This window comes from Paraburkholderia gardini (genome assembly GCF_907164545.1).
Taxonomy (GTDB): Bacteria; Pseudomonadota; Gammaproteobacteria; order Burkholderiales; family Burkholderiaceae; genus Paraburkholderia; species Paraburkholderia gardini.
This window is the reverse complement of the sequence record NZ_CAJQZB010000036.1, coordinates 40,919-65,663: the sequence shown is the minus strand read 5'-3', so window position 1 is coordinate 65,663 and position 24,745 is coordinate 40,919. Positions and strand designations below refer to the sequence as shown.

At 64.4% G+C, this 24,745-nt stretch carries 25 protein-coding genes; 7 read left to right on the top strand and 18 right to left on the bottom strand.

The genetic code is table 11. The features are described 5' to 3' along the window. Nucleotides 1-400: 400 nt before the first annotated feature. From otsA to mltG, 8 genes are all read right to left on the bottom strand, one after another. On the bottom strand, nucleotides 401-1,810 hold the full coding sequence (gene otsA, locus LPA37_RS22030; RefSeq protein ID WP_228974272.1) for an alpha,alpha-trehalose-phosphate synthase (UDP-forming): 1,410 nt from the start codon (nucleotides 1,808-1,810) through the stop codon (nucleotides 401-403). 166 nt (nucleotides 1,811-1,976) lie between these two features. Beyond that, nucleotides 1,977-2,333 (bottom strand): Rap1a/Tai family immunity protein, encoded by a 357-nt coding sequence (locus LPA37_RS22025; RefSeq protein ID WP_228974275.1) that lies wholly within the window; start codon nucleotides 2,331-2,333, stop codon nucleotides 1,977-1,979. Between the two features lie 126 nt (nucleotides 2,334-2,459). Continuing rightward, nucleotides 2,460-3,227 carry an ankyrin repeat domain-containing protein gene (locus tag LPA37_RS22020; RefSeq protein ID WP_229013709.1) on the bottom strand — a complete coding sequence of 256 codons (768 nt, stop codon included), beginning with the start codon at nucleotides 3,225-3,227 and terminating at the stop codon, nucleotides 2,460-2,462. 51 nt (nucleotides 3,228-3,278) lie between these two features. Continuing rightward, entirely contained in the window at nucleotides 3,279-4,070 is a 792-nt protein-coding gene (locus tag LPA37_RS22015) for a TatD family hydrolase (protein ID WP_228974280.1), read from the bottom strand. A 63-nt stretch (nucleotides 4,071-4,133) separates the two neighbouring features. Beyond that, on the bottom strand, nucleotides 4,134-4,640 hold the full coding sequence (locus LPA37_RS22010; protein WP_229013708.1) for a GNAT family N-acetyltransferase: 507 nt from the start codon (nucleotides 4,638-4,640) through the stop codon (nucleotides 4,134-4,136). 54 nt (nucleotides 4,641-4,694) lie between these two features. Continuing rightward, nucleotides 4,695-5,735 (bottom strand): DNA polymerase III subunit delta', encoded by a 1,041-nt coding sequence (locus LPA37_RS22005; protein WP_229013707.1) that lies wholly within the window; start codon nucleotides 5,733-5,735, stop codon nucleotides 4,695-4,697. A 96-nt stretch (nucleotides 5,736-5,831) separates the two neighbouring features. Beyond that, the gene (tmk, locus tag LPA37_RS22000; RefSeq protein WP_228974713.1) at nucleotides 5,832-6,452 is read right to left on the bottom strand and encodes a dTMP kinase; all 621 of its coding nucleotides are present in this window, start codon (nucleotides 6,450-6,452) and stop codon (nucleotides 5,832-5,834) included. Continuing rightward, nucleotides 6,452-7,462 carry an endolytic transglycosylase MltG gene (gene mltG / locus LPA37_RS21995; protein ID WP_228974286.1) on the bottom strand — a complete coding sequence of 337 codons (1,011 nt, stop codon included), beginning with the start codon at nucleotides 7,460-7,462 and terminating at the stop codon, nucleotides 6,452-6,454. The genes tmk and mltG overlap by 1 nt, the downstream gene beginning before the upstream one ends. Nucleotides 7,463-7,541: 79 nt before the next feature. Between mltG and ygfZ the strand changes: the two genes are divergently transcribed. Continuing rightward, nucleotides 7,542-8,606 carry a CAF17-like 4Fe-4S cluster assembly/insertion protein YgfZ gene (gene ygfZ / locus LPA37_RS21990; protein WP_228974287.1) on the top strand — a complete coding sequence of 355 codons (1,065 nt, stop codon included), beginning with the start codon at nucleotides 7,542-7,544 and terminating at the stop codon, nucleotides 8,604-8,606. A gap of 69 nt (nucleotides 8,607-8,675) precedes the next feature. Further along, nucleotides 8,676-9,500 carry an NRDE family protein gene (locus LPA37_RS21985; RefSeq protein ID WP_229013706.1) on the top strand — a complete coding sequence of 275 codons (825 nt, stop codon included), beginning with the start codon at nucleotides 8,676-8,678 and terminating at the stop codon, nucleotides 9,498-9,500. A gap of 23 nt (nucleotides 9,501-9,523) precedes the next feature. Here the strand turns inward: LPA37_RS21985 and LPA37_RS21980 are convergent, their stop codons facing one another. The 10 genes from LPA37_RS21980 to LPA37_RS21935 form a co-directional block, all read right to left on the bottom strand. Next, nucleotides 9,524-10,504, bottom strand: a complete 981-nt coding sequence (locus tag LPA37_RS21980; protein ID WP_228974292.1) for an alpha/beta hydrolase — start codon at nucleotides 10,502-10,504, stop codon at nucleotides 9,524-9,526. Nucleotides 10,505-10,589: 85 nt separating this feature from the next. After that, nucleotides 10,590-11,459, bottom strand: coding sequence for an SDR family oxidoreductase (locus LPA37_RS21975; RefSeq protein WP_228974294.1), 870 nt, complete (start codon nucleotides 11,457-11,459; stop codon nucleotides 10,590-10,592). 98 nt (nucleotides 11,460-11,557) lie between these two features. Next, complete coding sequence (locus LPA37_RS21970) at nucleotides 11,558-12,556, bottom strand: NADP-dependent oxidoreductase (protein WP_229013705.1); 999 nt, start codon at nucleotides 12,554-12,556, stop codon at nucleotides 11,558-11,560. Between the two features lie 63 nt (nucleotides 12,557-12,619). Beyond that, nucleotides 12,620-13,117 (bottom strand): PaaI family thioesterase, encoded by a 498-nt coding sequence (locus LPA37_RS21965; RefSeq protein WP_229013704.1) that lies wholly within the window; start codon nucleotides 13,115-13,117, stop codon nucleotides 12,620-12,622. A gap of 9 nt (nucleotides 13,118-13,126) precedes the next feature. Continuing rightward, nucleotides 13,127-13,429, bottom strand: coding sequence for a Dabb family protein (locus LPA37_RS21960; protein WP_228974299.1), 303 nt, complete (start codon nucleotides 13,427-13,429; stop codon nucleotides 13,127-13,129). A 119-nt stretch (nucleotides 13,430-13,548) separates the two neighbouring features. Next, nucleotides 13,549-14,574 (bottom strand): glycosyltransferase family 2 protein, encoded by a 1,026-nt coding sequence (locus LPA37_RS21955; protein ID WP_229013703.1) that lies wholly within the window; start codon nucleotides 14,572-14,574, stop codon nucleotides 13,549-13,551. A 209-nt stretch (nucleotides 14,575-14,783) separates the two neighbouring features. Beyond that, a complete protein-coding gene (locus tag LPA37_RS21950) occupies nucleotides 14,784-15,962 on the bottom strand; it encodes an acetyl-CoA C-acyltransferase (RefSeq protein ID WP_228974301.1) in 1,179 nt (392 codons plus the stop codon). Between the two features lie 51 nt (nucleotides 15,963-16,013). Beyond that, nucleotides 16,014-16,640: a bifunctional nicotinamidase/pyrazinamidase gene (gene pncA, locus LPA37_RS21945; RefSeq protein WP_228974303.1), complete on the bottom strand. Its 627-nt coding sequence runs from the start codon at nucleotides 16,638-16,640 to the stop codon at nucleotides 16,014-16,016. Nucleotides 16,641-16,666: 26 nt separating this feature from the next. Next, entirely contained in the window at nucleotides 16,667-18,751 is a 2,085-nt protein-coding gene (locus LPA37_RS21940; RefSeq protein WP_229013702.1) for a 3-hydroxyacyl-CoA dehydrogenase NAD-binding domain-containing protein, read from the bottom strand. 224 nt (nucleotides 18,752-18,975) lie between these two features. Next, nucleotides 18,976-20,655, bottom strand: coding sequence for a 3-(methylthio)propionyl-CoA ligase (locus tag LPA37_RS21935; RefSeq protein ID WP_229013701.1), 1,680 nt, complete (start codon nucleotides 20,653-20,655; stop codon nucleotides 18,976-18,978). Nucleotides 20,656-20,793: 138 nt separating this feature from the next. Here LPA37_RS21935 and LPA37_RS21930 point away from each other — a divergent pair, with 138 nt between their 5' ends. The 5 genes from LPA37_RS21930 to LPA37_RS21910 all read left to right on the top strand — a co-directional run bounded on the left by LPA37_RS21930 (nucleotide 20,794) and on the right by LPA37_RS21910 (nucleotide 24,719). Continuing rightward, entirely contained in the window at nucleotides 20,794-22,350 is a 1,557-nt protein-coding gene (locus tag LPA37_RS21930; RefSeq protein WP_228974308.1) for a protein adenylyltransferase SelO, read from the top strand. A 96-nt stretch (nucleotides 22,351-22,446) separates the two neighbouring features. After that, nucleotides 22,447-22,875, top strand: coding sequence for a peptide-methionine (R)-S-oxide reductase MsrB (msrB, locus tag LPA37_RS21925; protein WP_228974309.1), 429 nt, complete (start codon nucleotides 22,447-22,449; stop codon nucleotides 22,873-22,875). A 202-nt stretch (nucleotides 22,876-23,077) separates the two neighbouring features. After that, a complete protein-coding gene (locus tag LPA37_RS21920) occupies nucleotides 23,078-23,608 on the top strand; it encodes a septation protein A (protein WP_228974311.1) in 531 nt (176 codons plus the stop codon). A gap of 3 nt (nucleotides 23,609-23,611) precedes the next feature. After that, nucleotides 23,612-23,926: a BolA family protein gene (locus tag LPA37_RS21915; RefSeq protein ID WP_229013700.1), complete on the top strand. Its 315-nt coding sequence runs from the start codon at nucleotides 23,612-23,614 to the stop codon at nucleotides 23,924-23,926. Between the two features lie 10 nt (nucleotides 23,927-23,936). Beyond that, the gene (locus LPA37_RS21910) at nucleotides 23,937-24,719 is read left to right on the top strand and encodes a peptidylprolyl isomerase (protein WP_228974316.1); all 783 of its coding nucleotides are present in this window, start codon (nucleotides 23,937-23,939) and stop codon (nucleotides 24,717-24,719) included. The last annotated feature ends 26 nt before the right edge of the window (nucleotides 24,720-24,745 follow it).

The following is a 24,745-nucleotide window of genomic DNA, read 5'->3' as shown; positions in this document are numbered from 1 at the left end:
GCTTTAGCGCTTACTCTGGTCCCATGCAAGGCACTTGCGGTCGACCAGAGTTGGCGCTTTAGCGCTTACTCTGGTCCCATGCAAGATGCTTGCTAAAACGGGCCGGACGACGGACCGGGTATCTTCTGCGGCCGCGGATGTCAGCGGCGCCCGAGTATGCCAGCGCGCATCCCTGCGATCAATGCACCCGTCGGCGCGAATATCCTGATTATTGGGCATTTCGGGCGTGAAAACCGCCGCTATTTCAATTGCTCGGCGCTGTTACAGTCGCGAAACATTCACCGGCGTGGGCTTGCCGCCACGCTTTCACCTTTGCCCGTAGCCGGCGGCCAGCAATGGCAACCGGCGATCGCGGGCATCGTCAGCATGGCCACCCGCTCGCCGGATCAAACGGCAAGCATCACCGCTTCGACCTGCGCGCGGCCTCGCCAGCCGGCACGCTGCGCAGGTCGTGCAGAAACGAATCGCGCCATACACCGAGATCGTTCTTGCGCAACGCGGCCATGTTTATCTCGTGACGGCGCTTGCGTTCATCGAGCGGCATGCCGAGCGCGCGCTGCAACGCCTCGCACATGCCGACCGAATCGTGCGGATTGACGATCACCGAGCCGGTCAGCTCCACCGCCGCGCCCGCGAACATCGATAGTACGAGCACACCTGGATCGTCCGGGTTCTGCGCGGCGACGTATTCCTTGGCGACGAGGTTCATGCCGTCGTGCAGCGGCGTGACAAAGCCGACCTGCGACTCGCGGAACAGCGACATCAGCTTCCAGCGGTCGTACTGCTGGTTCAGATAGCGGATCGGCGTGTAGTCGAGTCCGGAATAGCGGCCGTTGATGCGCCCTGCTTCGTATTCGAGATCCTGCCGGATTTGCTGATACGTCGCGACATCCGAGCGCGTAGGCGGCGCGATCTGCACAAGCGTGACGTTGCCGCGCCATTCGGGCGAGCGCTCCAGCAACTGCTCGAAGGACCTGAAACGCTCGACAAGTCCCTTCGAATAATCGAGCCGATCGACGCTCATGATGAGCTTGCGCCCCTCGAGGCTCTGCTTCAGGTCAAGCACATGCTGGCGGCTCTCGTAGCGTTCGGCCTGCTCCGCGATCTCATCGGGGAACACGCCGATGCGATACACGCCGGTGCGCAGCCTGCGGCCAAACGCTTCGACGTGGTTGCCTTCCGTCACGGTGCCGCGCGCATGGCGCGTGATGTAGTCGTGAAACGCAAGCTCGTCGGTGTCGGTCTGAAAGCCCAGCAGGTCATAGCAGCACAGCGACTTCACAAGCTCTTCGTGTGGCGGAATGTTCAGCAGGATCTGCGGCGAGGGAAACGGAATATGCAGAAAGAAGCCGATACGGTTCGTCACGCCTTCGGAGCGCAGCGCTTCGGCGAACGGAATCAGATGATAGTCGTGAACCCAGATGATGTCGTCGGGTTGCAGCAGTTTGATGAGCTTGTGCGCGAGCCATGAATTGACGCGCCGGTAGCCCGCGTATTCCTCGCGCTCGTAGCGCGCGAGATCGTTGCGATAGTGGAAGACCGGCCACAGCGTCGCGTTCGAAAACCCGCGGTAGTACTGGTCGTAATCCTTGCGCGTGAGGCCGGCGGTCGCGAACGTCACCGCACCCTCGGTTTCGAGCGTCGGGCCCGCGTTCGCGACGGTTTCGCTCACGACGTCGCCGCTCCAGCCGAACCACACGCCGCCGGCGTCCTTGAGCGCGCCGAATACTCCGACGGCCAGTCCGCCTGCCGACCCCTTCGTTTCGGTCGGCGTTGCCACGCGATTCGATACGACGATCAAACGGCCCATATGGGCGGCCCTCCCTGTTCATGCGGCGCCCGCAAACGCACCGGATTACCGCGCGAGGCGTGGCGGGCGGATCACGCGTGAAGCGTGAAGCTTGCGGCGCGAGAGACGCGCGGCCCGTTACGTCAGGCGACGGCCAACGAAGACCCGGGCGGGCCCTCGGGAAAACTCAGTTGCCTGTCTTGCACGGAAACGCCTTGCCAAGCCCAAGCGAAACCGCGGTGCTGGCGTTGTAGCCCGCGACCATCGGATTGTCCGCGATGTATTTGCGCACGGCGTCGGTCAGCTGCGCCGAACGCGCGTCCTGCGGCAAACAGAAGTACTGCCCGACGCGCGGCCCGGTCGTGCCGCCGATCGCATCGATGGTGTTGAAGACGCCGTCCGCGGCGCCTTCGATATAGGCCGCGCACGCACTGCGCGACGCAACGTCGGTCTTCGTGCACAGCTTGTTGAGGTCTCCCCCCGTGAACGCGGCTGCCGACAACGGTACAGCCAGCGCGCTTGCGCAAATCAAAGCCCGCAGCATGGTATCCCTTTTATGTGAGCGGTTTGAGGAGCTGCGTCGAGCGGTCGAGTCTTTGCCCGCCGCGCCGAACCGCCCCGGATCGGCGCGGCACCGGCCGCCGCGCCAAGGCTGCTATTTTGCACTGTTTTACTGCGCCGCTGGGGCGCTGCCGGCCTGCTGCTTCTGCATCTGTTCCATGCGCGCCGTCAGTCCCTTGACCGCGTCCGGTTCCTTGTACTGCTTCGCGAAATCGAGCGCATTCAGGCCGATCTGGTTCTTCACGTTAATGTCGGCGCCGGCGTCGAGCAGCAGTTTCGCGGTCGAAACATGACCGCCGCGCGCGGCCATCATCAACGGCGTCGTGCCGTTCGGCGAACCGGCGTCGACGTAGGCTGAATACTTGAGCAGCAGCGTGACGATCGCGTCGTTGCCGTTCGCGGCGGCGTAATGCAGCGGTGCCCAGCCCTTCTTGTTGACCTCGGCGCCCTTTGCGATCAGCAGCTTCACGAAGTCCATGTCGCCGTTCAGCGCGGCCAGCATCATCGCGTTTTCACCGGCCTTGTCGACGATCTCGACGTTGGTCTTCGGATTGTCGACGAGCGCCTGGCCGACCTGGTCCGATTTCTCGCGGGCGGCGAGCACCAGCAGCGGCATGCCCTGGTCGTCGGTCATGTTCGGATCCATGCCCTGCGAAAGCTGTTTCTTCACTTCCTTCACGTCATCGAACTTGACGGCCTTGATCATCGTATCGGCGGGCGCGGCCTGAACCGGCAGCGCGCCGAACACCATGCATGCGAGACCGCCCGCGAGTGCGAGACGCGCGATGCCGCGCCGCACGGCCGCGGGCGCGCGGTAGCCCGCCGGCGCGCGGGCGGCGCCGGTATCGATCGATGATTGTGTCGGAATATTTTTCATGGATTGCTTCAGGAAACGTCTATATCTATTTGATAGGGATGAATTTTTTCGTCAGGCGGATGCCGCTTGGGGAATCCTGAACAGACGAAAGAAATTCTGGGTCGTCGCGGCGGCGAGATCGGCTTCGGCCATTTCGCGTTGCTGCGCGATGAAGCGTCCGACATAACTTACGTACGCAGGTTCATTGGGTTTGCCGCGATACGGCACGGGCGCGAGGTACGGCGAATCGGTTTCGATCAGCAAACGGTCGAGCGGCATGCGGCGCGCGACGTCCTGAACCTCGGTCGCGCTCCTGAACGTGACGATACCGGAGAGCGACACGTAAAAATTCTGCGCGAGCGCCTTTTCGGCGACATGCCACGGTTCCGTGAAGCAGTGCATCACGCCGCCCGGGACGCGCGCGTTTTCCTCTTCCATGATGCGCAGCGTGTCTTCCCACGACGAGCGCGTGTGGATGATCAGCGGCTTCATCGTGGCATGCGCGGCGCGGATATGCGTGCGAAAACGCTCGCGCTGCCACTCCATGTCATCGATCGAGCGGCCTTCGAGGCGATAGTAGTCGAGCCCGGTCTCGCCGATCGCGACGACCTTCGGATGCGCCGCCAGTTCGACCAGTTCGGCGAGCGTCGGCTCACGCATGTCCTCGTGATCCGGGTGCACGCCGACCGACGCGTAGACGTTGTCGTACGAATCCGCGATGTCCAGCACTGAAGGCAGCGTCTCGAGGTCGACGGAAACGCACAGCGCGTGCGTCACCGAGTGCGAACGCATGTTTTCGAGAACCTGCGGCAGACGGTCGCCGAGTCCTTCGAAGTTGATGTGGCAGTGCGAGTCGACAAACATGGTGATGTCCTGCGGGTTGACGGTGAGTGCGGCGCTCAGGATCGGGGCGTTTAAACGAAGCGGTCAGGCCGCGTGCTCAAGCCGGCGACCAAGGATCACGAGATCGCGCTCGACGCCGTCCAGCACCGCGACGCGCGGCAGCGTGCCCCAGTCGGTAAAGCCGAAGCTGTGGAACAGCCGCATGCTCGGCTCATTGTGGCCGAACACAAAGCCGAGCACGGTGTCGATCTTCAGCGCCGGCGCGGCTTCCAGCGCTGCGGCCAGCAGTTTCTTGCCGAGGCCCTTGCCGCGCGCGGCTTCGTCCAGATAGATGCTGACTTCGGCGGTACGCGAGTACGCCGGCCGGCCGTAGAAGTCCGAAAAACTGAGCCACGCGATCACACGGCCAGCTTCCTCGACCACCCATAGCGGGCGCGTATTCGGCCCGTGCGCGTGAAACCAGGCGTGCCGGCTCTCGATGCTCACCGGTTCCAGATCGGCCGTGACCTGGCGCGACGGCACCGTCGAGTTGTAGATGGCGACGATGGCGGGCAGGTCGTCGAACGTGGCGTCGCGGTACGGGAGGCTCATGATTCTGGCAGCTTGAAAGAAGGAAATGCAGTCGGATTGACCGGGTAATAACGACTACGCGAACAGGTCGCGATAGCCCAGAAAGAGTTCTTCGAACACGAGGCGCGCGTTGAGCGGATGGTTCTCGACGGTGCGCTGGCGCGTGACCGCTTTCTGGAACCGCGCGAACGCGTTGGCATCGACCGCGCCGGCGCACCGCGCGAGCGCCGCCGACGCGGCCGGGAAATAGCGTGGCGCGCTCGCCGTACGCTGCGCCAGCAGATCGTACAGCCAGCGCTGCAGCCAGCCGAGCACGAGCGGCACCGGCAGCTTCTGCAGCGTTTCACCGCACGCGAAAGCGTCGCAGTTCGGGCCGGCGGCCAGTTGCCTGAGCGTCCAGTCGCGCAGCGCGCGGCTGTCGTCGCTGGCGAGCGCGAGCGCGGTGAGCGGCGCACCACCGGCTTCGGCGAGCAGCGCGGGCGCGTCGTCGACGCCCTGTTGTGCAAGCCACGCCGCCGCGATATCGGGCGCCGGTGTGGTCATCGGCCACTGGCGGCAGCGGCTGACGATGGTCGGCAGCAGACGGTCGACACGTGCCGAAACCATCAGGAACACGACGCCGGCCGGCGGTTCTTCGAGCGTTTTCAGCAGCGCGTTGGCGGCAGCGACGTTCAGCGCCTCGGCCGGGTATAGCACGACCACGCGCGCACCGCCACGATGCGAGCCGACGCCGACAAAATCCAGCAGCGCGCGCACCTGTTCGATCCTGATTTCCTTGCTGGGCGCGCGGGTCTTCTTGCCCTCGTCGGCGTCGGCCTTGTCGGGTTTGGGCTCGTCGGACGCGGCGGACGCGAAACCGGCTTCGGCGGCGAGCGCCTCGGGCAGCACGATCCGGTAGTCCGGATGATTGCCCTGCGTGAGCCAGTTGCACGCCACGCACGTGCCGCATGGCTCGCCGTTCGCCTGCGGCGCCTCGCACAGCAACCCTTGTGCGAGATGCTGCGCGAACCGCAGCTTGCCGATGCCGCCTTGCCCGTGAAGCAGCAGCGCATGCGGCCAGTGCGCGCGCAGCTGTTGCAGGCGGTTCCAGTCATCGGTTTGCCACGGATAGATCATGGTTTCTCTTTTTTACTCAATCGGTTGGCGTCGCCTGCTCATGTGGACTACGAGCATTTGAGCAGCAATATAATGGATAATTATATTTTTTTAAATTCAAATACTTGCAATCAAATCTTCAAGCTGGATCTGAATTCTGGGGATGCTCTGCGTTGAGTCGATCACCGCGAAACGATATGGCGCTTCTTCCACCCGGCGCAGGTATTCGGCGCGTGTGCGGTTGAAAAACGCCTCGGATTCGCTCTCGAAGCGGTCCGGTTCACGCGCGGCGCTGCGGCGTTCGCTGGCAGTATCGGCCGGAATATCGAAGAGTACCGTCAGATCCGGCTGGAAACCGCCCTGCACCCAGCGCTCCAGCGCTTCGAGCTTGTCGCGCGGCAGACCGCGGCCGCCGCCCTGGTAGGCGAACGTGGCGTCACTGAAACGGTCGGAGAGCACCCAGTCGCCGCGCGCGAGCGCGGGCTCGATCACTTCGGCCAGATGTTCCCGGCGCGCGGCGAACATCAGCAGCGCCTCGGTTTCGAGGTCCATCGGCTGATGCAGCAGAATGTCCCGCAACGCTTCGCCAAGCTTCGTGCCGCCCGGCTCACGCGTCATGACGACCGCCCGCCCGCTCGCGGCCACCTTCTCCGACAGCCGGTCGCGAAACCAGGCGAGATGTGTCGTCTTGCCGGCGCCGTCGATGCCCTCGAACGTAATGAATTTGCCCCGCACCATCATTGACCCCGGATGTATTTGTCGACGGCCTTGTTGTGGGCGTCGAGTGTGTCGGAAAAGATGCTGCTGCCGTCGCCGCGCGACACGAAGTACAGTGCCGTGGTTTGCGCCGGATTCATCGCGGCCTGCAAGGACGCCACCCCGGGCAGCGCGATCGGCGTAGGCGGCAGGCCGCGACGCGTATAGGTATTGTAGGGAGTGTCGGTTTGCAGATCGCGCTTCTTCAGGCGCCCCGCGTAATTGTCGCCGAGGCCGTAGATCACCGTCGGATCGGTCTGCAACGGCATGCCGACCTTCAGCCGGTTCGCGAACACCGCCGCGACCATCGGCCGGTCGGACGTCTTGCCGGTTTCCTTTTCGATGATCGACGCCATCGTCAGCGCCTCGTACGGCGTCTTGAACGGCAGGCCCGCGGCGCGCGTGCTCCAGGCTTCGTCGAGCCGCAGCTTCATCAGACGGTACGCGCGGCGGTACACCTCGATGTCGCTCGTATTCTTGTCGAACAGGTACGTATCGGGGAAAAAGAGACCTTCGCCATTGCCGATCGACGCTTCCGGCGCGCCGATCGCTTTCATCAGGTCGGCGTCGGTCATACCCGCCGTGTCGTGCTTCAACGCGGGATTCGCATCGATTTCGGCGCGCATGTGGCGAAACGTCCAGCCTTCGATGATCGTCGCGACGTATTCGTTGACGTCGCCGCGGGCGATTTTTTGCAGCACCTCGTAAGGCGTGATGCCGGTCTTGAACTCATAGTTGCCGGACTTCAGCTGGCTTTGCAGACCCAGCACGCGGGTCATCAGCACGAAGAGCTCGGGCTCGACCGGCACACCGCCGCGATTGAGCTGGCCCGTGACGCTGCGCAGGCTGCTGTGCGGCTTGATCGTGACGTCGAGTTGCGGAGTGCCGAGCTCGACCGGTGTAGTGGCCCAGTGATATCCGCCTGCGATAGCGGCTGCCACCAGCGCAATGAGGATAACGCCGGCGATGAAACATTTCTTCAAAAGGGACATGCGTAACATGGCTGGGGTGGACCCCATATAATACTTGCTTGCCTAAGCTAAAGTCAGAATTGACTTCGACCGCGAATCCATGACTGCACCGCTCGCCTCCGCGCCAGGCACGCCGGCAACGGCTCCGGCCGTTCCCGCTTCCCCCGCGCCCGTTTCGTTTCCGCGTCCCGCCGCAGCCGACTTCGACGCCGTACTCATGCGCGGCGCGTTCATGCCGCTCACGCAGTTTGGCGTGATCGACGCCACCGGCGACGATGCCGCCACGTTCCTGCACGGCCAGCTCACCAACGACACCCAGCATCTCGATGCCGCGAACGCGCGCCTGTCGGGCTATTGCTCGCCGAAGGGCCGGCTGCTGGCGTCGTTCCTGACGTGGCGTTGCGGCGAAACCGTGCGCCTGCTGGTTTCGCGCGATATTCAGGCCGCCGTGCAGAAACGGCTCTCGATGTTCGTACTGCGCGCCAAGGCGAAGCTCACCGACACCACCGCCGAACTGGCTGTGATCGGTTTCGCGGGCGATGTCCGTCCGGCGCTTTCGCTCGTGTTCGACGCGATTCCCGATGGCGTGCACGTGAAGGTCGACGGCCCGCTGGGTTCGCTCATCCACGTGCCGGACGCGGCCGGACGCCTGCGCTATCTGTGGGTCGGTCCGAAGGCCGAGGTCGAGGCACGCCTGCCCGCGCTCGACGGGAAGCTCGCGCGCGTGTCGCCGGCCGTGTGGGACTGGCTCGATATCCGCGCGGGTGAGCCGCGCATCACGCAGCCGGTGGTCGAGCAGTTCGTGCCGCAGATGGTCAATTTCGACGTGCTCGGCGGCGTCAATTTCCGCAAGGGCTGCTATCCGGGGCAGGAAGTCGTTGCGCGCAGCCAGTATCGCGGCACGATCAAGCGTCGCACGTCGCTCGCCAATGTCGCGGGTGAACTGGCCGCCGTCGCGCCGGGCGCGGAACTGTTCCATTCCGGTGATCCGGGTCAGCCGTGCGGCATGGTGGTCAACGCGGCGTCGGCACCTGAAGGCGGCGTCGACGTGCTGGTCGAGCTCAAGCTCGCCGCGCTCGAAGGCGGTTCAGTGCATCTCGGCGCCGCCGACGGCCCCGCATTGACGATCCTGCCGCTGCCGTATTCGCTGCCGGCCGAGGTCTGACGCATTGGCCGCCACGACCCGGACGGCTTCGACCCAGGCCTCAAGGGACGGGCTCAAGGCGCCACGCCCATGTGTCTGATCGTCTTCGACTGGCGCCCACAGGCGTCGAGCGGCGCGCTTTTCACGCTCGCCGCGAATCGTGACGAGTTCCTGCGCCGCACCGCTGACCCGATGCAATGGTGGGCGGATGTGCCCGGTCTGCTGGCGGGACGCGATCTCGTCGGCGGCGGCACGTGGCTGGGCGTCACCCGCGACGGCCGGTTCGCCGCGCTCACCAACTATCGCGCGCCGCACGAAATGCGCCCCGATGCGCCGACGCGCGGCACGCTCGTCAGCACCTGGCTGTCCAGCACGCCCGGCAAGCACGGTGCGCCGCTGGATTATCTGCGGCAGGTCGCGCGCACCGGCGATATCTACAACGGCTTTAACCTGCTCATCGGTGATTTTGCGCGGCGCGAACTTGGCTGGTACTGCAATCGTTCGGACGCCGCGCCCGTGCTGCTCGAAGCCGGCACACACGGCATTTCGAACGCGGTGCTCGATACCCGCTGGCCAAAACTCGTGAAGAAGCGTGCTGAACTCGCGGCGTTCGTAGAGGACGGTCAGGTGCCGCCGCTCGCGCAGTTGATCGGGATGATGCGCGACCCGCGCCTCGCCCGCGATGACGAGCTGCCTTCGACGGGCATTCCGCTGGAGCGCGAACGCGCGCTGTCGGCGGCGTTTATCGACACGCCCGAGTACGGCACGCGCGGGACGACCGCGCTGCGGGTGAGCGTCGTCGGAGGCAATACGCTGTCGGTCGAAGCCACCGAACGCAGCGACGACAACGGCTCGCACCGCATCACGCGGCCCGGCGATTTCGAGCGGGCTTACACGTTCGACGTTACCGGTTAAAGCACCTGGCTTCCGCCGCCGCGTCAGTCATCCACACCGAATGCATGCCGAAGCGCCGAAGCCGCATCGGCATGCGCCCTGGCCACATCCGGCACGAAGCCGCCCATCTTGAAGAACTCGTGGATCATGCCCGCGTAGATTTTCAGCGTAACGGTGTTGCCCGCGGCGCGCAGTTTGTCGGCATAGGCCACGCCTTCGTCGCTGAGCGGATCGTATTGCGCGGCCGCGATCCATGCGGGCGCGACGCCATGAAAATCCGCACCGGCGCGCGAATCGTCGTAGCCCTCGCATCCGTCGAGTGGCGCGAAACGCCAGTCGTCACGATCGGCGGCATCGCGCACGTACTGTTCGAAAAACCACTGGATCGTTTCGCCCGACAGCAGAAAACCGCTCGCCAGCCGCGCATGCGAAGCGGTCTGCTGATGACCGGTCGTGCCTGGATAGATCAGAAGTTGAAGCGCGAGCCGGATCCCGGCATCGCGCGCCAGCACGGCGCTAACGGTCGCGAGCGTGCCGCCCGCGCTGTCGCCGCCGACGGCCATCCGTTCGGGATCGACGCCATACAGCGCCGCGTTGGCATGCAGCCACGCGAGCGCATCGAATGCATCGTTCACCGCAGTCGGGAAGCGGTATTCCGGTGCGAGCCGGTAATCGACCGACATCACGATGCAGCGCCCGTCGCGCGCGAACATGCGGCACAGCGCATCGTGCGTAGCGACGCTGCCGACGGTAAAACCGCCACCGTGAAAATAGACGAGCGCAGGCGCGGGTTCGGCCCAGACCGGTTCCACCGGCCAGTAGAGGCGCGCGCGAATCGACGCGCCGTCGCGCACCGGCACCGCGAGCTCTTCGACGCTGAACATCGGTGCACTCGCGATCTCGAGAATCGGCGCGCTGCGTTCGTAGGCAGCGCGCGCCTGCTGTGGCGTGAGCGTGTGGTATTCGGGGCGTTTCGCCTTCGCGATCATCTCAAGCACTTGCTTGATCTTCGGATTCAGCGGCATCGGACGTCAACGCGGCGCGCGTGCGCCGCTCGCGGGAAAAGAGCGCCGTATGATGCCATGAAGCTGCTGCCCTGGGCTTCCGCGTTCAGCCGATAGGCTTCACTTCGGGTTTCAGCGACAACGGATCGGTCGGGTTGCGCTGCTGCTCGATATCCTCGTGACGCAGGCGCACGGTGTCGAGAATGCCCGGGTGCGTGAGGAGGTAGAAGCGGCCCGCCGCGATGCCTTCGAACGTGAGGTCGGCGACGTCGGCCGCGGTCCGCTTGCCAGACTGCACCGCGCGATGCAGCTGCTTGTCCGCCGCAAGTTGCGAGCGTGTCGGCGCAGCGTCGTTGCGCAGCGTGTCGGGACGCGTGCGTTCCGCATCGGCGATGCCGGTCGGCACGAACGCCGGGCACAGCAACGAGCATCCGACCTGACCGCCCGTGAGCTGGAGGTCGTGATAGAGCGTCTCGGTCAACGACACCACCGCGTGCTTCGACGCGTTGTACACGCCCATCGCGGGCGGCGACAGCAGCCCCGCGACCGAAGCCGTGTTGACGATATGCGCCGGCTCGTCCTGGCGCAGCATGACCGGCGTGAAGACGCGCACGCCGTGCGCGACACCCATCACGTTCACGTTGAAAACCCACGCCCAGTCGTTCGCGCTGTTTTCCCACAGAAAACCGCCCGCGCCGACGCCTGCGTTGTTGAACAGCAGATGCACCTTGCCGAACGCATCGAGCGCGGCCATCGCGAGCGCTTCGACCTGCGACGGATCGGACACATCGGTGGGCACGCCGATCGCATCGGCGCCATCGGCACGCAGTGCGTCGACTGTCCGCGCCAGCGCATTCGCATCGACGTCGGCAAGCACGAGCTTCATGCCGAGCGCCGCGCCCTTCTGCGCGAACGCGCGGCCAAAGCCGCTCGCCGCGCCGGTGATCACAGCGACTCTTCCATCGAACTGGAACATCGTATCTCCTCGTGTTGTTATCGTGTGAGCCTGCGTTGCAGCAGATCGCCTCGCGTTCCGCTCGATCCGTCACGCGAGTGAACCGGCCCGCCGCAACGTCAGATCAGCTTGACGAGCTGCTTGCCGAAGTTCTTGCCCTTCAGCACGCCGAGAAGCGCTTCCGGTGCGTTTTCCAGCCCCTGGGCGACACTCTCGCGATACTGCAGCTGCTTCGTCGCGACGAGCGTGCCGAGCTGCTTCAGCGCTTGCGGCCACACGTCCATATGTTCGCTGACGATAAAGCCCTGCACGAGGAGCCGCTGCGTGAGCATCAGCGCCGGCTGCCTGAGCGGCATGGGCTGGCTGTCGTAGCCGGCGATCATGCCGCACAGGGCGATGCGTCCAGACGCATTCATCCGCGCGAGCGTCACGTCGAGCACTTCGCCGCCGACGTTTTCGAAGTAACCGTCGACGCCATCCGGCGTGACCGCTTTCAGATCCTTGTACAGGTTGCCGGCCTTGTAATCGACGCATGCATCGAAGCCCAGTGTCTCGACGACGTAGCGGCACTTCGCCTCGCCGCCGGCGATGCCCACCGCGCGACAGCCCGCGAGCTTCGCCAGTTGCCCGACGACGCTGCCCACCGCGCCGCTCGCCGCGCTGACGACAACCGTTTCGCCCGCTTTCGGCGCGATGATCCTGTTGAGCCCGTACCACGCCGTCACACCCGGCATGCCGACCGGTCCGAGATACGCGGAAAGCGGCACATGCGTGGTATCGACTTTCTGGATGCCCCGGCCGTCGGAGGTGCCGAACTCCTGCCAGCCGAACATCCCGACGACCTTGTCGCCCGCCGCGAAATCTGGATGCCTCGATTCCACCACCTCACCCACCGTGCCGCCGATCATCACCTCGTCGAGCGGTTGCGGCTGCGCGTACGACTTGCTGTCGTTCATGCGGCCGCGCATGTACGGATCGAGCGACAGGTAGTGATTGCGCACGCGCAACTCACCATCCGCGAGTGGCTTCAACGGCGTTTCGACGAGCCGGAAATTGTCCACGGACGCCGCGCCCTGCGGCCGCGACGCGAGCAGAATCTGACGATTGACTTCAGCCATGAGGGGTGTCTCCGTAATATGTATCTGGCGAGGTGGTTGAATCTGCGCAATGAAGCGCCAGGCTCAGCCGTCGCTCGGACCGGGCGTCGCCGTGGGATCGCTGCGCATGCGTTGCTGTTTCACGTCGCGGCCCACCGCGAGACGGCGCATGTACTTGAACGTGCCGAGTGCTTTCGCGACGAAGTGACCTTCGGTGTCGCGGATTTCGCCTTCGCAATACGCCATGGTGGTCGAGCGGTGCAGCACGCGGCCGGTGGCGCGCAGCTCGCCCCGGCCCGGCTGCATGAAGTTCACTTTCATCTCGACCGTGACGACGCCGACGCCGTCGCCCGCCACACTGCGCGCGGCCATCGCCAGCGCCACGTCGGCGAGCGTCATGGTGACGCCGCCGTGCGCGACGTCCCATGTATTCAGCAACTGCGGCTGCAGCGGCAACACCACTTCGCTCACGCCATCCACTGCCGAGACCAGCTTCGCGCCGAGATGATCGACAAACGGGCTTTCGATCACCGGCGTGGCGTGCGCCGGCGCTTCGCTGCCGGGTTTGCTCGCTTTAGTCATCGCCGCGCGTTACAGAACGAAATCGACGCACTGGCGCGCTTCGCGCACCGCGCCGACGAAGCCCTTCAGCGCTTCGTGCGTGGGGTGAACCTGATAGGCGTCGAGCGCGGCCTTGTCGGCGAAATCGGAAATGAGCACGACGTCATACGTCGATTCGAGGCCAGGCTTCGCGATACCGACTTCAAGGTGCAGGATGCCCGGCACGATATCGCGGCAGCCTTCGAGTTTTTCCTTGAGTTTCAGCGCGTTTTCCTCGCGGCTCGCACCTTCGGCGGAGTCCTTCAGCTTCCACATCACGATATGACGGATCACGGTTTCACCTTGCCTGAGTTGAAACCATCAAGCCTATCAAAATAACGGCCCGTCCTGGCCGGAATCTCGGTGATCCGCCCACGAAAAGCGCCTGAAAAGCCCGCGGAAGAAAGCCGGCATCACTCGATGCTGACGCGAAATACCGTGGCATGCACGTCCTTCAGAAGTGCGCGATGTCCGAGGCCGCCGTGATTCAACGGACGGTACGCACCCGACACCAGCAGCCGCGCGATCGTGCCCGCGCGCCGCATCATCGGGGTTGCCGCGCCGTACAGGTCGGCGCGGCGGCCAAGGCGCTCACCGAGCGCGCGGTAGTACCGCGCAGCGGCCGCGGCGCGCTCGCGAACCGGGAGCGGCGCATCGCGCGAGACGTTACGCATCTTGTCGGCACGCCCAAACGCGGCGTTCGCCATGCGCCGGTAATGCGTTGCGCCCGCCGCCTTCGCCATTTTGACTTTCGTGCCGATGTCACGATCCGGCGCGACGCCGCAACTATTCGCACCGTGCTGACGGTACAGCACGAGCGCGTCGTCGATCGCCGAGATCTTGCCGAGCGAGGTTGCGACGAACCACGCCCACGTGTCGTGCGACATCGGAAAACCTGGATCGACCGGATGCTCCGGACGCTCGCGCCAGTCGATGTAATCGTAGATCGAGCGCCGTACGACCGTCGACATGCCGAACAGCACGTACCACGGGTTTGTCGTCAGCGGGTCATGGACGCCGCGATACGACCAGTGGCTCGCCGTGTTGTCGTCGCGCTCGTTCAGTTCGCCGTTCACCACTTTCACGCCGTGAACAACCAGCATGACTTCCGGGTCCGCGAATTCACGCGCGACGCGTTCGAGCTTGTTGTCGGCCCAGACGTCGTCCTGATCGCAAAACGCGACGAAGTCACCATCGCACAGCGAGATTGCCTTGAAGAAATTCTCGTGAAAGCCGAGACGTTCGGTATTGCGCACGACGCGCACCGGAAACGGCACATGACGCGCGAATTCCAGCGCGATGTCGGCGGTGCCGCTGTCCGGGCTGTCGTCGGTGATGACCAGTTCGTAGGGAAGGTGGGTCTGGCGGGCGATACTGTCCAGTTGCTCACGCAAAAAGCGTTCACCCTTGTAGGTAGCCATCGCGATCGAGATTTTCATGGCGGGTCCATTGCGTAAGGGTCGAATGGAAAAGCGGGAACACAGTTTCCCCACTTTGATGCCTGCCAGCCTAGCAGGTCCGCCCGGAACGAAATTCCGCGGAAATTAAAAAAATAATTCGAAATGTGCGCCGCTGGTCAGCGGCTTCGGCCCCCGGGATCGATAACGAATGACGGCGCAAGCCCGCGCCATCATTCGTCTTCGTTGCATCAAACGACTTCGAACAGACCCGCCGCGCCCTGCCCGCCGCCGATACACATTGTCACGACGACGAGTTTCGCGCCGCGCCGCTTGCCTTCGATCAGCGCATGACCCGTCAAACGCGCGCCGGACACGCCGTACGGGTGACCGACCGCAATCGCGCCGCCGTTCACGTTCAGGCGATCCATCGGGATGCCGAGCTTGTCGGCGCAGTACAGCACCTGCACCGCGAACGCTTCATTCAGCTCCCACAGGTCGATGTCCCCGACCTTGAGGCCGGCCTGCTTCAGCAGTTTCGGCACCGCGAACACCGGGCCGATGCCCATTTCGTCCGGCTCGCAACCCGCCACCGCGAAGCCGCGGAAAATACCGAGCGGCTGCAGCCCTTCACGTTCCGCGACCTGAGCGTTCATCACCACGCACGCCGACGCGCCATCGGAAAACTGGCTCGCGTTGCCCGCCGTGATCACACCGCCCGGCATCGCCGTGCGGATCTTCGACACGCCTTCGAGCGTCGTGTCGGCGCGAATGCCTTCGTCGGCGGAAACCGTGACTTCCTTCGTGTACATGCGGCCCGTGGCCTTGTCGGCGACGCCCGCGAGCACCGTCATCGGCACGATCTCGTCCTTGAAGCGTCCGGCCTCGAGCGCGGCGGCGGCGCGTTGCTGCGACTGCACGCCGTATGCGTCCTGACGCTCCTTCGAAATCGAATAGCGCTTCGCGACGTTCTCGGCGGTCTGCAGCATCGACCAGTAGATTTCCGGCTTGTTCCTGCTGAGCCAGCCGTCGGCCAGCATGTGGCGGTTCATTTCGTTCTGCACGCACGAGATGGATTCCACACCACCCGCGACGAACACGTCGCCTTCGCCCGCGATCACGCGTTGCGCGGCCAGTGCGATCGTCTGCAGGCCCGACGAGCAGAAGCGGTTCACGGTCATGCCCGGCACGCTGACCGGCAGGCCCGCGCGCAGTGCGATCTGGCGCGCGATATTGCCGCCCGTCGCGCCTTCGGGGTTGGCGCAGCCCATGATCACGTCCTCGACGCGCGCCGGGTCGATTTTCGCGCGCTCGACCGCGGCCTGAGTTGCGTGGCCGCCCAGCGTCGCGCCGTGCGTCATGTTGAAGCCGCCGCGCCACGATTTGGCAAGACCCGTGCGGGCGGTCGATACGATTACGGCGTCAGTCATGCAAGTCTCCTGCTTCCAGTGTTTGTTTGCGGTTCGCGAGCCGGCCCGATATCAGGCGAGTAGCGCGGCGGCCTGCATGCGGGTCACACCCTCGTTTAGCAGATCGCGCCAGGCGGCGTCGAGCGAACCATTCAGATCGATTGCGCGGGATGCGTCCTCGATGACCGCAACGTCGAATCCGGCGGCACGCGCATCGAGCGCGGACCACGCGACGCAATAATCCGTCGCGAGGCCGCAGCAATAAACACGCTTCACGCCCGTGTCGCGCAGATAGCCCGCGAGGCCGGTCGGTGTCGTGCGATCGGCCTCGAGAAAGGCCGAATAGCTGTCGACGTCGACGTGATGCCCCTTGCGGATCACGAGCCGCGCGTGCGGCACGTCGAGATCGCGATGCAGTGCCGCGCCCGGCGTGTTCTGCACGCAATGCACGGGCCACAGCACCTGTTCGCCATACGGCAGCGTCATCGTCTCGAACGGCGTGCGGCCCGCGTGATTCGCGGCGAACGAGACATGCGAGGCGGGATGCCAGTCCTGCGTCAGCACGACATGACTGAACGCGCGGGCGAGCCGGTTCACCACCGGCACGACCTCGTCTCCACGCGCGACGGCCAGTGCACCGCCAGGCATGAAATCGTTCTGCATATCGACAATGAGCAGCACTTCGTCCGCGCCCTTCATCCCATTCTCCGGTTGGCGTGTCGCGTTCAGCCGTTAAAACCGCGTCCTTTCGCGGCGAGCTCGACAATGGCCGGCGCGATCTGCCACGCGTCGCCGTTCGGGCGCGAAGCGTAGCGTCGAATCGCGCGCTCGACGTTGTACAGGCCGACAGTGTCCGCATACAGCATCGGGCCACCGCGCCACAGCGGAAAGCCGTAGCCGGTCAGATACACCATGTCGATATCCGACGCCTTCGACGCAATACCTTCTTCAAGAATCTTCGCGCCTTCGTTCACGAGCGCGAACACCAGGCGTTCGACGATTTCCTCGTCGCTGATCTTGCGGCGTTCGGCGCCCACATCCTTCGAGAACGCGACGATCATCTCCTCGACCAGCTTCGACGGATGCGCGGTGCGGTCGCCCGCCTTGTAGTCGTACCAGCCCCCGCCCGTTTTCTGCCCGAAGCGCCCCGTTTCGCACAGACGGTCCGCGATCTTCGAGTAGTGCATCTCAGGATGTTCCTGATAGCGGCGCTTGCGGATCGCCCAGCCGATGTCGTTGCCGGCCAGGTCGCTCATGCGGAACGGGCCCATCGCGAAACCGAACTTCTCGATCGCGCGGTCGACCTGCGCGGGCAACGCGCCTTCTTCGAGCATGAAGAGCGCCTGACGGATGTACTGCTCGATCATCCGGTTGCCGATGAAGCCGTCGCACACCCCAGAGACCACGGCGGTCTTCTTGATCTTCTTCGCGATCTTCATGACGGTGGCGAGCACGTCTTTCGATGTGTCCTTGCCGCGCACCACTTCGAGCAGCTTCATCACGTTAGCCGGGCTGAAGAAGTGCATGCCGACCACGTCCTGCGGACGCTTCGTGAACGCGGCGATCCTGTCCAGATCGAGCGTCGACGTATTCGATGCGAGGATCGCGCCTTTTTTTGCCACTTCGTCGAGACGCGTGAACACCTGCTCTTTCACGCCGAGTTCTTCGAATACCGCTTCGATGATCAGGTCTGCGTTGCCGAGATCTTCGTACGACAGCGTCGGCGTGATCAGCGCCATGCGCTGTTCGAGCGCCTCAGGCGTGAGCTTGCCCTTCTTGACGGTGCCTTCGTAGTTCTTGCGGATCGTCGCGACGCCGCGATCGAGCGCTTCCTGTTTCGTTTCCAGCAGCGTGACCGGCACACCGGCGTTGACGAAGTTCATCGCGATACCGCCGCCCATCGTACCGGCGCCGATCACGGCGACCTGCCGGATGTCGCGAACCGGCGTATCGGAAGGCACATCGGGAATCTTGCTCGCAGCACGTTCACCGAAGAACGCATGACGCAGCGCGCGGCTTTCCGGCGTCTGCACGAGCGAGACAAAGCAGTCGCGCTCGAACGCGAGGCCTTTGTCGAAGCCGTTTTTCACACCAGCTTCAACTGCATCGATGCACTTGTGGGGGGCGGGAAAATTCTTCGCGACGCCCGCGACGCCGTTACGCACGAACTGGATGAAGCCTTCGGCATTCGGATGCTCGATCTTGCGATCTCGCACACGCGGATGCGGGCCCGCCTGAGCGCCGACCTTGCGTGCGAACGCAAGCGCGGCTTCGAGCAGATCGCCTTCGACGATTTCATCGAAGAGCCCCGAGCCCGCGAGCTTTTCCGACATGACGGGCGCGCCCGACACGATCATGTTGAGCGCGGCTTCGAGACCGATCGCGCGCGGCAGACGTTGTGTGCCACCCGCGCCCGGCAGGATGCCGAGCTTGACTTCGGGCAGCGCGATCTGCGCGCCCGGCGCAGCGAGCCGGTAATGCGTGCCAAGCGCGAGTTCCAGACCGCCGCCCATCGCGACGCTGTGAATCGCGGCGATGACCGGCTTCGCGCTGCCTTCGACGACGTTGATGGCGGTCGCGAGCGTCGGTTCCTGCGTGGCTTTCGGCGTGTTGAATTCGGTGATGTCCGCGCCGCCGGAAAACGCGTTGCCGGCGCCCGTCAGCACGATCGCGGTCACAGACGCGTCGTTCAGCGCGCGTTCGATGCCTTCCACGATACCGGCCCGTGTGGACAGACCGAGACCGTTGACCGGGGGATTGTTGAGCGTGATGACGGCGACGCCGTCACGGGTTGTGTAATCCACTGCCATGTGCCTGCCTCCATGCGCCTGGCTGCGCGAAAATTGCCTGCCGGCTCATTGTCCGACGGTTCGTCGAACTCATTGTCCGATATTCCAGGATCAGGAGCAGAATACACAAAAAAGCACGCTCGTTCAATTTATTGCGACACGGGGTTTGCCCGTAGTCCGTGGGCTGACCCGCATCGCGGGCCCGTTCCGAACGTGTCCGGGCTACAGCTATAAAGCGTCTGGGGTCAGGACGGTTCCGGAAACGGGCAATCCGGAATGTCGAGCGCTGAAGGCAGGATGTGCGTGCGGAACTGTTCACGCAGCTTGAGCTTCAGGAGCTTGCCGGTCGCGGTGTGCGGCAGTTCGTCGACGAACACGACGTCGTCGGGAATCCACCACTTCGCGACCTTGTCATCGTAGAACGCGAGCAGTTCCTCGCGTGTGACGTCCATGCCGGGACGCTTCACGATCACCAGCAGCGGCCGCTCGGTCCACTTCGGATGCGCGCAGGCAATGCACGCCGCTTCGCCGACCGCCGGATGCGCGATGGCGATGTTCTCCAGATCGATCGAACTGATCCACTCGCCGCCCGACTTGATCACGTCCTTGCTGCGGTCGGTGATGTGCAGGAAGCCGTCGGGGTCGATCGTCGCGACGTCGCCGGTTGGAAACCAGCCGTCGATCAACGGCGATTCATCCTTCTTGAAGTAGCGCTGGATCACCCACGGTCCGCGCACGTGCAGATCGCCGAACGCAACGCCATCCCACGGCAGATCATGGCCGTCCGCGCCGACGATCTTCATGTCGACGCCGTACATCACGTGGCCCTGCTTCTCGCGCAGCTTGCGCTGCTCGTCCGGCGCTCGCCGCGACTGCTCCCACGTGAGCTTCGCGAGCGTGCCGAGCGGCGACATCTCGGTCATGCCCCACGCGTGGATCACTTCGACGCCATAGTCGTCCTCGAAGACCCGCAACATCGCCGGCGGACACGCCGAGCCACCGATCACAGTCCGTTCGAGGGTCGTGAAGCGCACGTGCGCTTCTTTCAGATAGTTGAGCAGCCCGAGCCACACGGTCGGCACACCAGCGGAATACGTGACGCCCTCGGCTTCCATCAATTCGAAGAGCGACTTGCCGTCGAGATCCTTGCCGGGGAAAACGATCTTCGCCCCCGTCAGCGGCGCGGCGTGCGGAATGCCCCATGCGTTCACATGGAACATCGGCACGACGGGCAGCACGGCATCGCGTGAGGAGAGGCCCATGGCATCGGGTAACGATGCGCCGAACGCATGCAGTACCGTCGAGCGGTGCGAGTACAGCGAGCCCTTCGGATTGCCGGTCGTGCCGGACGTGTAGCAGAGATACGAAGCCTGGCTTTCCTCGATACGCGGCCAGTCGAACGCGCCGTCGTGGGCCGCGATCAGGGTTTCGTAGCTGAGAAGCGGCACCGGCAGCGCGGCCTGCATCGCTGGCAGATGGGCTTCGTCGGCGAGCGCGATCCAGCCGCGCACATGCGGGCACCGCGGCGCGAGCGTATCGACGAGCGGCGCGAACGTCGTGTCGAAGAGCACGTAACGATCCTGCGCGTCGTTGATGATCCACGCGATCTGGTCCGGGAAGAGCCGCGGGTTGATCGTATGGCACACCGCGCCGAAACCGGCCACGCCGTAATACGCTTCGAGATGCCGGTAGCCATTCCAGGCAAGCGTGCCGATGCGCTCGCCCGGCTCCACACCGAGCGCGATCAGCGCCTGCGCCAGCTGCTTCGCGCGCTTCTCGCAGTCGCGATACGTGTAGCGGTGCATGTCGCCCTCGATACGCCGCGACACGATCTCCACGCCGCCGAAGTGGCGTGCCGCGTGCGCGATCAACGAGGACACAGTGAGCGGCACATCCATCATCTGTCCCAGCAGCGGCGTTGTCATCGGTATTGTCTCCTCGCCATGGTCCCGAAAAGGTGCAGCCCGGGTTGCGCCCGGATACGCCCCGCGCGGCCGCTGGCGGCCTTCCTGCAGGCCCGCGGGCGCGGACTTACAATATCGGTTAAACATGAGGCGCTCAATATGTCGTTTTCCCCAAGCAATGCGGGTCTGTCGGAGTCAATGTCGGCTTTGGCCGGCACAATCGGGAGCCAGCGCGCGGGTTCGTTTGCACAGCTCGGCGCCACGTTCCTGACCCGGCTGCCGGCAGCGCCCCTGCCCGCGCCCTATGTCGTCGGGTTTTCCGCTGAGACCGCCGCGCTGCTCGGTTTCGATCCCTCGATCGCACAGGATCCGACGTTCGCAGAATTCTTCTCGGGCAACACGACGCGCGACTGGCCCTCGCAGGCGCTGCCGTACGCGACGGTCTATTCGGGCCATCAGTTCGGCGTCTGGGCCGGCCAGCTCGGTGACGGCCGCGCGCTCGGTATCGGCGAGGTGGAACACGACGGCAGGCGTCTCGAGCTGCAACTGAAAGGCGGCGGCCGCACGCCGTATTCGCGCATGGGCGACGGCCGCGCGGTGCTGCGCTCGTCGATCCGCGAATACCTGTGTTCGGAAGCGATGCATCACCTCGGCATTCCGACGACGCGCGCGCTCTGCGTGACCGGCTCCGATCAGCCGGTGCGGCGCGAGCAGGTGGAAACGGCCGCGGTCGTCACGCGCGTGGCACCGAGCTTCGTGCGCTTTGGACACTTCGAGCATTTCTATTCGAACGATCGCGTCGATGCGCTGCGCTCGCTCGCCGATCACGTCATCGAGCGTTTCTATCCCGCGTTAAAGGATGCCGACGACCCGTATCTCGCGCTGCTCGGCGAAGCGGTACGCTCGACGGCCGACCTGATGGTGGAATGGCAGGCGGTCGGTTTCTGCCACGGCGTGATGAACACGGACAACATGTCGATCCTCGGTCTCACGATCGACTACGGCCCGTTCGGTTTCATGGATGCGTTCGACGCGAACTACATCTGCAATCACTCCGACAACCAGGGACGCTACGCGTACCGGATGCAGCCGCAGATTGCATACTGGAACCTCTTTTGCCTCGCGCAGGGACTGCTACCGCTCTTCGGCGAGCGTTACGAAGAAAGCGAGCGCGGCGAGCGCGCAGTCAAGGACGCGCAGCATGTGCTCGAAGGCTTCAAGGCGCGTTTCGCGCCGGCGCTCGAGCGCCGCATGCGCGACAAGCTCGGCCTCGAAACTGAACAGCCCGGCGACGACCAGCTCGCAAACAGCCTTTTTGAAATCATGCACGCGAACCGGGCGGACTTCACGCTGACGTTCCGCAATCTCGCGCGCATGTCGAAGCACGATGCGAGCGGCGACGCACCGGTGCGCGACCTGTTTCTCGACCGCGCGGCGTTCGATACGTGGGCCGCCGGCTACCGGACGCGGCTTGCGATGGAAACCCGCGATGACGCGTCGCGGGCCATTGCAATGAACCGGGTCAACCCCAAATTCGTACTTCGCAATCACCTCGCGGAAACCGCGATCCGCAAGGCGAAGGAAAAGGACTTCTCCGAAGTCGAGCGGCTGGCGGCCGTGCTGCGCCGTCCGTTCGACGAGCAACCTGAAAACGAAGCGTACGCGACGCTGCCGCCCGACTGGGCGAGTTCGCTCGAAGTCAGCTGCTCGTCGTGAACTTCATCGCTTCACTGATTGCTCCGTCATGCTGAACCGGCTGCACCGGTTCCCTCACGCGAGCGATCAGGCCCCTCCTATCGACAGGACCCGACCATGAATCCAGACGACCTCAAAACCGGCACGACCGACACACCCCCGGTGCAGAAAGACGACGCCACCTGGCGCCAGCAGCTTTCGGAAACCCAGTACCGGGTGACGCGCGAGGCCGCGACCGAGCGGCCGTTCACCGGCGAATACTGGGACCATTTCGACCGCGGCGTATATGACTGCGTCTGCTGCGGCACGCCGCTCTTCGAATCGGCGACGAAATTCGACGCCGGTTGCGGCTGGCCGAGCTACTTCAGGCCGATCAACGGCGAAGTCATCGCCGAGAAAACCGACCGCTCGCACGGCATGCTGCGCATCGAAGTGCAGTGCAAGAATTGCGGCGCGCATCTCGGTCACGTGTTCGAGGACGGTCCGGCGCCGACGGGCCTTCGGTACTGCATCAATTCGGCTGCGCTACAATTCGAGCCCAGGTAACGCAGGCCGGGCACGGCCGGGTTCTGGCGGCCTTCCGGCTGCCGGTCCGCCGGCGCCGCGCCCGGACTGCGCCGCCGGGCCTGTCGAGCCGGCCGCCGGCCCGTGGCGGGCGCGGATGAGGCGCGTGGCAGCGCCTTCGTCCACTGCCCACCGCGCACCGGCCCCCATTGAGCGCATCACTCTGCGGATTCCCGACCCGATAATGAAATTCCTGTTCGACCTGTTCCCGATCATCCTGTTTTTCGTGGCGTTCAAGATCTGGGGCATTTTCACGGCGACGGCCGTCGCCATCGTCGCGACGCTCGTGCAGATCGCTTTCGTCGCCTTCCGGCACCGCAAGGTCGATCCGATGCTGTGGGTGAGCCTCGGCGTCGTGACCGTGTTCGGCGGCGCGACGCTCGTGCTCCATAACGACACGTTCATCAAATGGAAGCCGACCGTGCTGTACTGGGCGTTTTCAATCGCGCTCGTCGTCTCGCAGTTCGCGTTCAACAAGAACCTGATCGAGGCGATGATGGGCAAGCAGATCACGCTGCCACATCGCGTGTGGGCGCAGCTCAATTATGTGTGGGCGGTGTTCTTCGTGCTGCTCGGCATTCTCAACCTGTTCGTCGCGTACAACTTCTCCACCGATGCCTGGGTCAACTTCAAGCTGTTCGGTGCGACGGGCTGTCTCGTGGTGTTCATCGTCGGCCAGAGCCTGTGGCTCGCCAAATACATGAAAGAGGAATGAGCGATGAGCGCTGACGTCTTCCTCAACGCCACCACCGCCGAGCGCGCCACGCTGATCGAAACGCGTCTTTCGACGGCGCTCGCGCCGGTCGTCTCGATCGACGTGCGCGACGACAGCGCACAGCACGCCGGTCACGCCGGCGCCGCCGCGGGCGGTCATTTCAGTGTCACGATCGTCGCCGCCGCATTCGCCGGCAAGGCCCGCGTGGCAAGGCATCGACTGGTGTATGATGCGCTGGCCGATGGCATGCAGCGCGGCATCCACGCACTCGCAATCACGGCTTATACGCCCGAAGAATTCGACTTGTTGCCCCGTTAGGAACCTTCTGATGACCTTGAAGAAAACCCGCTCCTGGGTATTGCTGGCTGCGTTCGCGGCCGCGCCTGCGTTCGCACAGAACATCGCCGTCGTGAACGGTGCGCCGATCCCGAAAGCACGCGCCGACGCGCTGATCGAACAGCTCGTCCATCAGGGCCAGCAGGACACACCGCAGCTTCAGATGGCGGTGCGCGAAGAACTCGTGAACCGCGAAATCCTGATGCAGGAAGCGGCCCGCCGCGGCATCCCGACGCGTCCTGACGTGAAGGCGCAGATTGCCGTCGCGCAGCAGACCGTCGTGCTGCGCGCGCTGATCGAAGACTTCGTGAAGAACAACGCCCCGACCGACGCCGAAGTGAAAGCGCGTTACGACGACCTCGTCAAGAGCACGGGCGGCGGCAAGGAATATCACCTTCACCACATCCTCGTCGAAGACGAACAGCAGGCCAAGGATCTGATCGCGAAGATCAAGGCCGGCGCGAGCTTCGAAGATCTGGCGAAGCAGTACTCGAAGGACCCGGGATCGGGCAAGAACGGCGGCGACCTCGACTGGTCGGACCCGAAGGCCTACGTGCCGGAATTCGCCGAAGCGGCCATGAAGCTGCAGAAAGGCCAGATGACCGACACGCCGGTGCACACGCAGTTCGGCTGGCACATCATCCGTCTCGACGACACGCGCGCGGTCGCGCCGCCGCCGTTCGATCAGGTGAAGGCGCAGATCGTCCAGCAGATGCAGCAGGAAAAACTGCAGGCGTTCGAAGAAGGTCTGCGCAAGAACGCGAAGATCCAGTAAGCGTTTTTGCTTCCAGAACGACAATG

Excerpts from the sequence above, each read along its gene's own strand:
- otsA (WP_228974272.1), bottom strand. The coding sequence starts at position 1,810 with ATGGGCCGTTTGATCGTCGTATCGAATCGCGTGGCAACGCCGACCGAA.
- LPA37_RS22020 (WP_229013709.1), bottom strand. The coding sequence starts at position 3,227 with ATGAAAAATATTCCGACACAATCATCGATCGATACCGGCGCCGCCCGC.
- ygfZ (WP_228974287.1), top strand. The coding sequence starts at position 7,542 with ATGACTGCACCGCTCGCCTCCGCGCCAGGCACGCCGGCAACGGCTCCG.
- mltG (WP_228974286.1), bottom strand. The coding sequence starts at position 7,462 with ATGTCCCTTTTGAAGAAATGTTTCATCGCCGGCGTTATCCTCATTGCG.
- LPA37_RS22010 (WP_229013708.1), bottom strand. The coding sequence starts at position 4,640 with ATGAGCCTCCCGTACCGCGACGCCACGTTCGACGACCTGCCCGCCATC.
- LPA37_RS21920 (WP_228974311.1), top strand. The coding sequence starts at position 23,078 with ATGAAATTCCTGTTCGACCTGTTCCCGATCATCCTGTTTTTCGTGGCG.
- tmk (WP_228974713.1), bottom strand. The coding sequence starts at position 6,452 with ATGGTGCGGGGCAAATTCATTACGTTCGAGGGCATCGACGGCGCCGGC.
- LPA37_RS21980 (WP_228974292.1), bottom strand. The coding sequence starts at position 10,504 with ATGCCGCTGAATCCGAAGATCAAGCAAGTGCTTGAGATGATCGCGAAG.
- LPA37_RS21930 (WP_228974308.1), top strand. The coding sequence starts at position 20,794 with ATGTCGTTTTCCCCAAGCAATGCGGGTCTGTCGGAGTCAATGTCGGCT.
- msrB (WP_228974309.1), top strand. The coding sequence starts at position 22,447 with ATGAATCCAGACGACCTCAAAACCGGCACGACCGACACACCCCCGGTG.
- pncA (WP_228974303.1), bottom strand. The coding sequence starts at position 16,640 with ATGAAGGGCGCGGACGAAGTGCTGCTCATTGTCGATATGCAGAACGAT.
- LPA37_RS22015 (WP_228974280.1), bottom strand. The coding sequence starts at position 4,070 with ATGTTTGTCGACTCGCACTGCCACATCAACTTCGAAGGACTCGGCGAC.
- LPA37_RS21965 (WP_229013704.1), bottom strand. The coding sequence starts at position 13,117 with ATGACTAAAGCGAGCAAACCCGGCAGCGAAGCGCCGGCGCACGCCACG.
- LPA37_RS22025 (WP_228974275.1), bottom strand. The coding sequence starts at position 2,333 with ATGCTGCGGGCTTTGATTTGCGCAAGCGCGCTGGCTGTACCGTTGTCG.
- LPA37_RS21975 (WP_228974294.1), bottom strand. The coding sequence starts at position 11,459 with ATGTTCCAGTTCGATGGAAGAGTCGCTGTGATCACCGGCGCGGCGAGC.
- LPA37_RS21935 (WP_229013701.1), bottom strand. The coding sequence starts at position 20,655 with ATGACAACGCCGCTGCTGGGACAGATGATGGATGTGCCGCTCACTGTG.
- LPA37_RS21970 (WP_229013705.1), bottom strand. The coding sequence starts at position 12,556 with ATGGCTGAAGTCAATCGTCAGATTCTGCTCGCGTCGCGGCCGCAGGGC.
- LPA37_RS21950 (WP_228974301.1), bottom strand. The coding sequence starts at position 15,962 with ATGACTGACGCCGTAATCGTATCGACCGCCCGCACGGGTCTTGCCAAA.
- LPA37_RS21910 (WP_228974316.1), top strand. The coding sequence starts at position 23,937 with ATGACCTTGAAGAAAACCCGCTCCTGGGTATTGCTGGCTGCGTTCGCG.
- LPA37_RS21955 (WP_229013703.1), bottom strand. The coding sequence starts at position 14,574 with ATGAAAATCTCGATCGCGATGGCTACCTACAAGGGTGAACGCTTTTTG.
- LPA37_RS21985 (WP_229013706.1), top strand. The coding sequence starts at position 8,676 with ATGTGTCTGATCGTCTTCGACTGGCGCCCACAGGCGTCGAGCGGCGCG.
- LPA37_RS21915 (WP_229013700.1), top strand. The coding sequence starts at position 23,612 with ATGAGCGCTGACGTCTTCCTCAACGCCACCACCGCCGAGCGCGCCACG.
- LPA37_RS22005 (WP_229013707.1), bottom strand. The coding sequence starts at position 5,735 with ATGATCTATCCGTGGCAAACCGATGACTGGAACCGCCTGCAACAGCTG.
- LPA37_RS21940 (WP_229013702.1), bottom strand. The coding sequence starts at position 18,751 with ATGGCAGTGGATTACACAACCCGTGACGGCGTCGCCGTCATCACGCTC.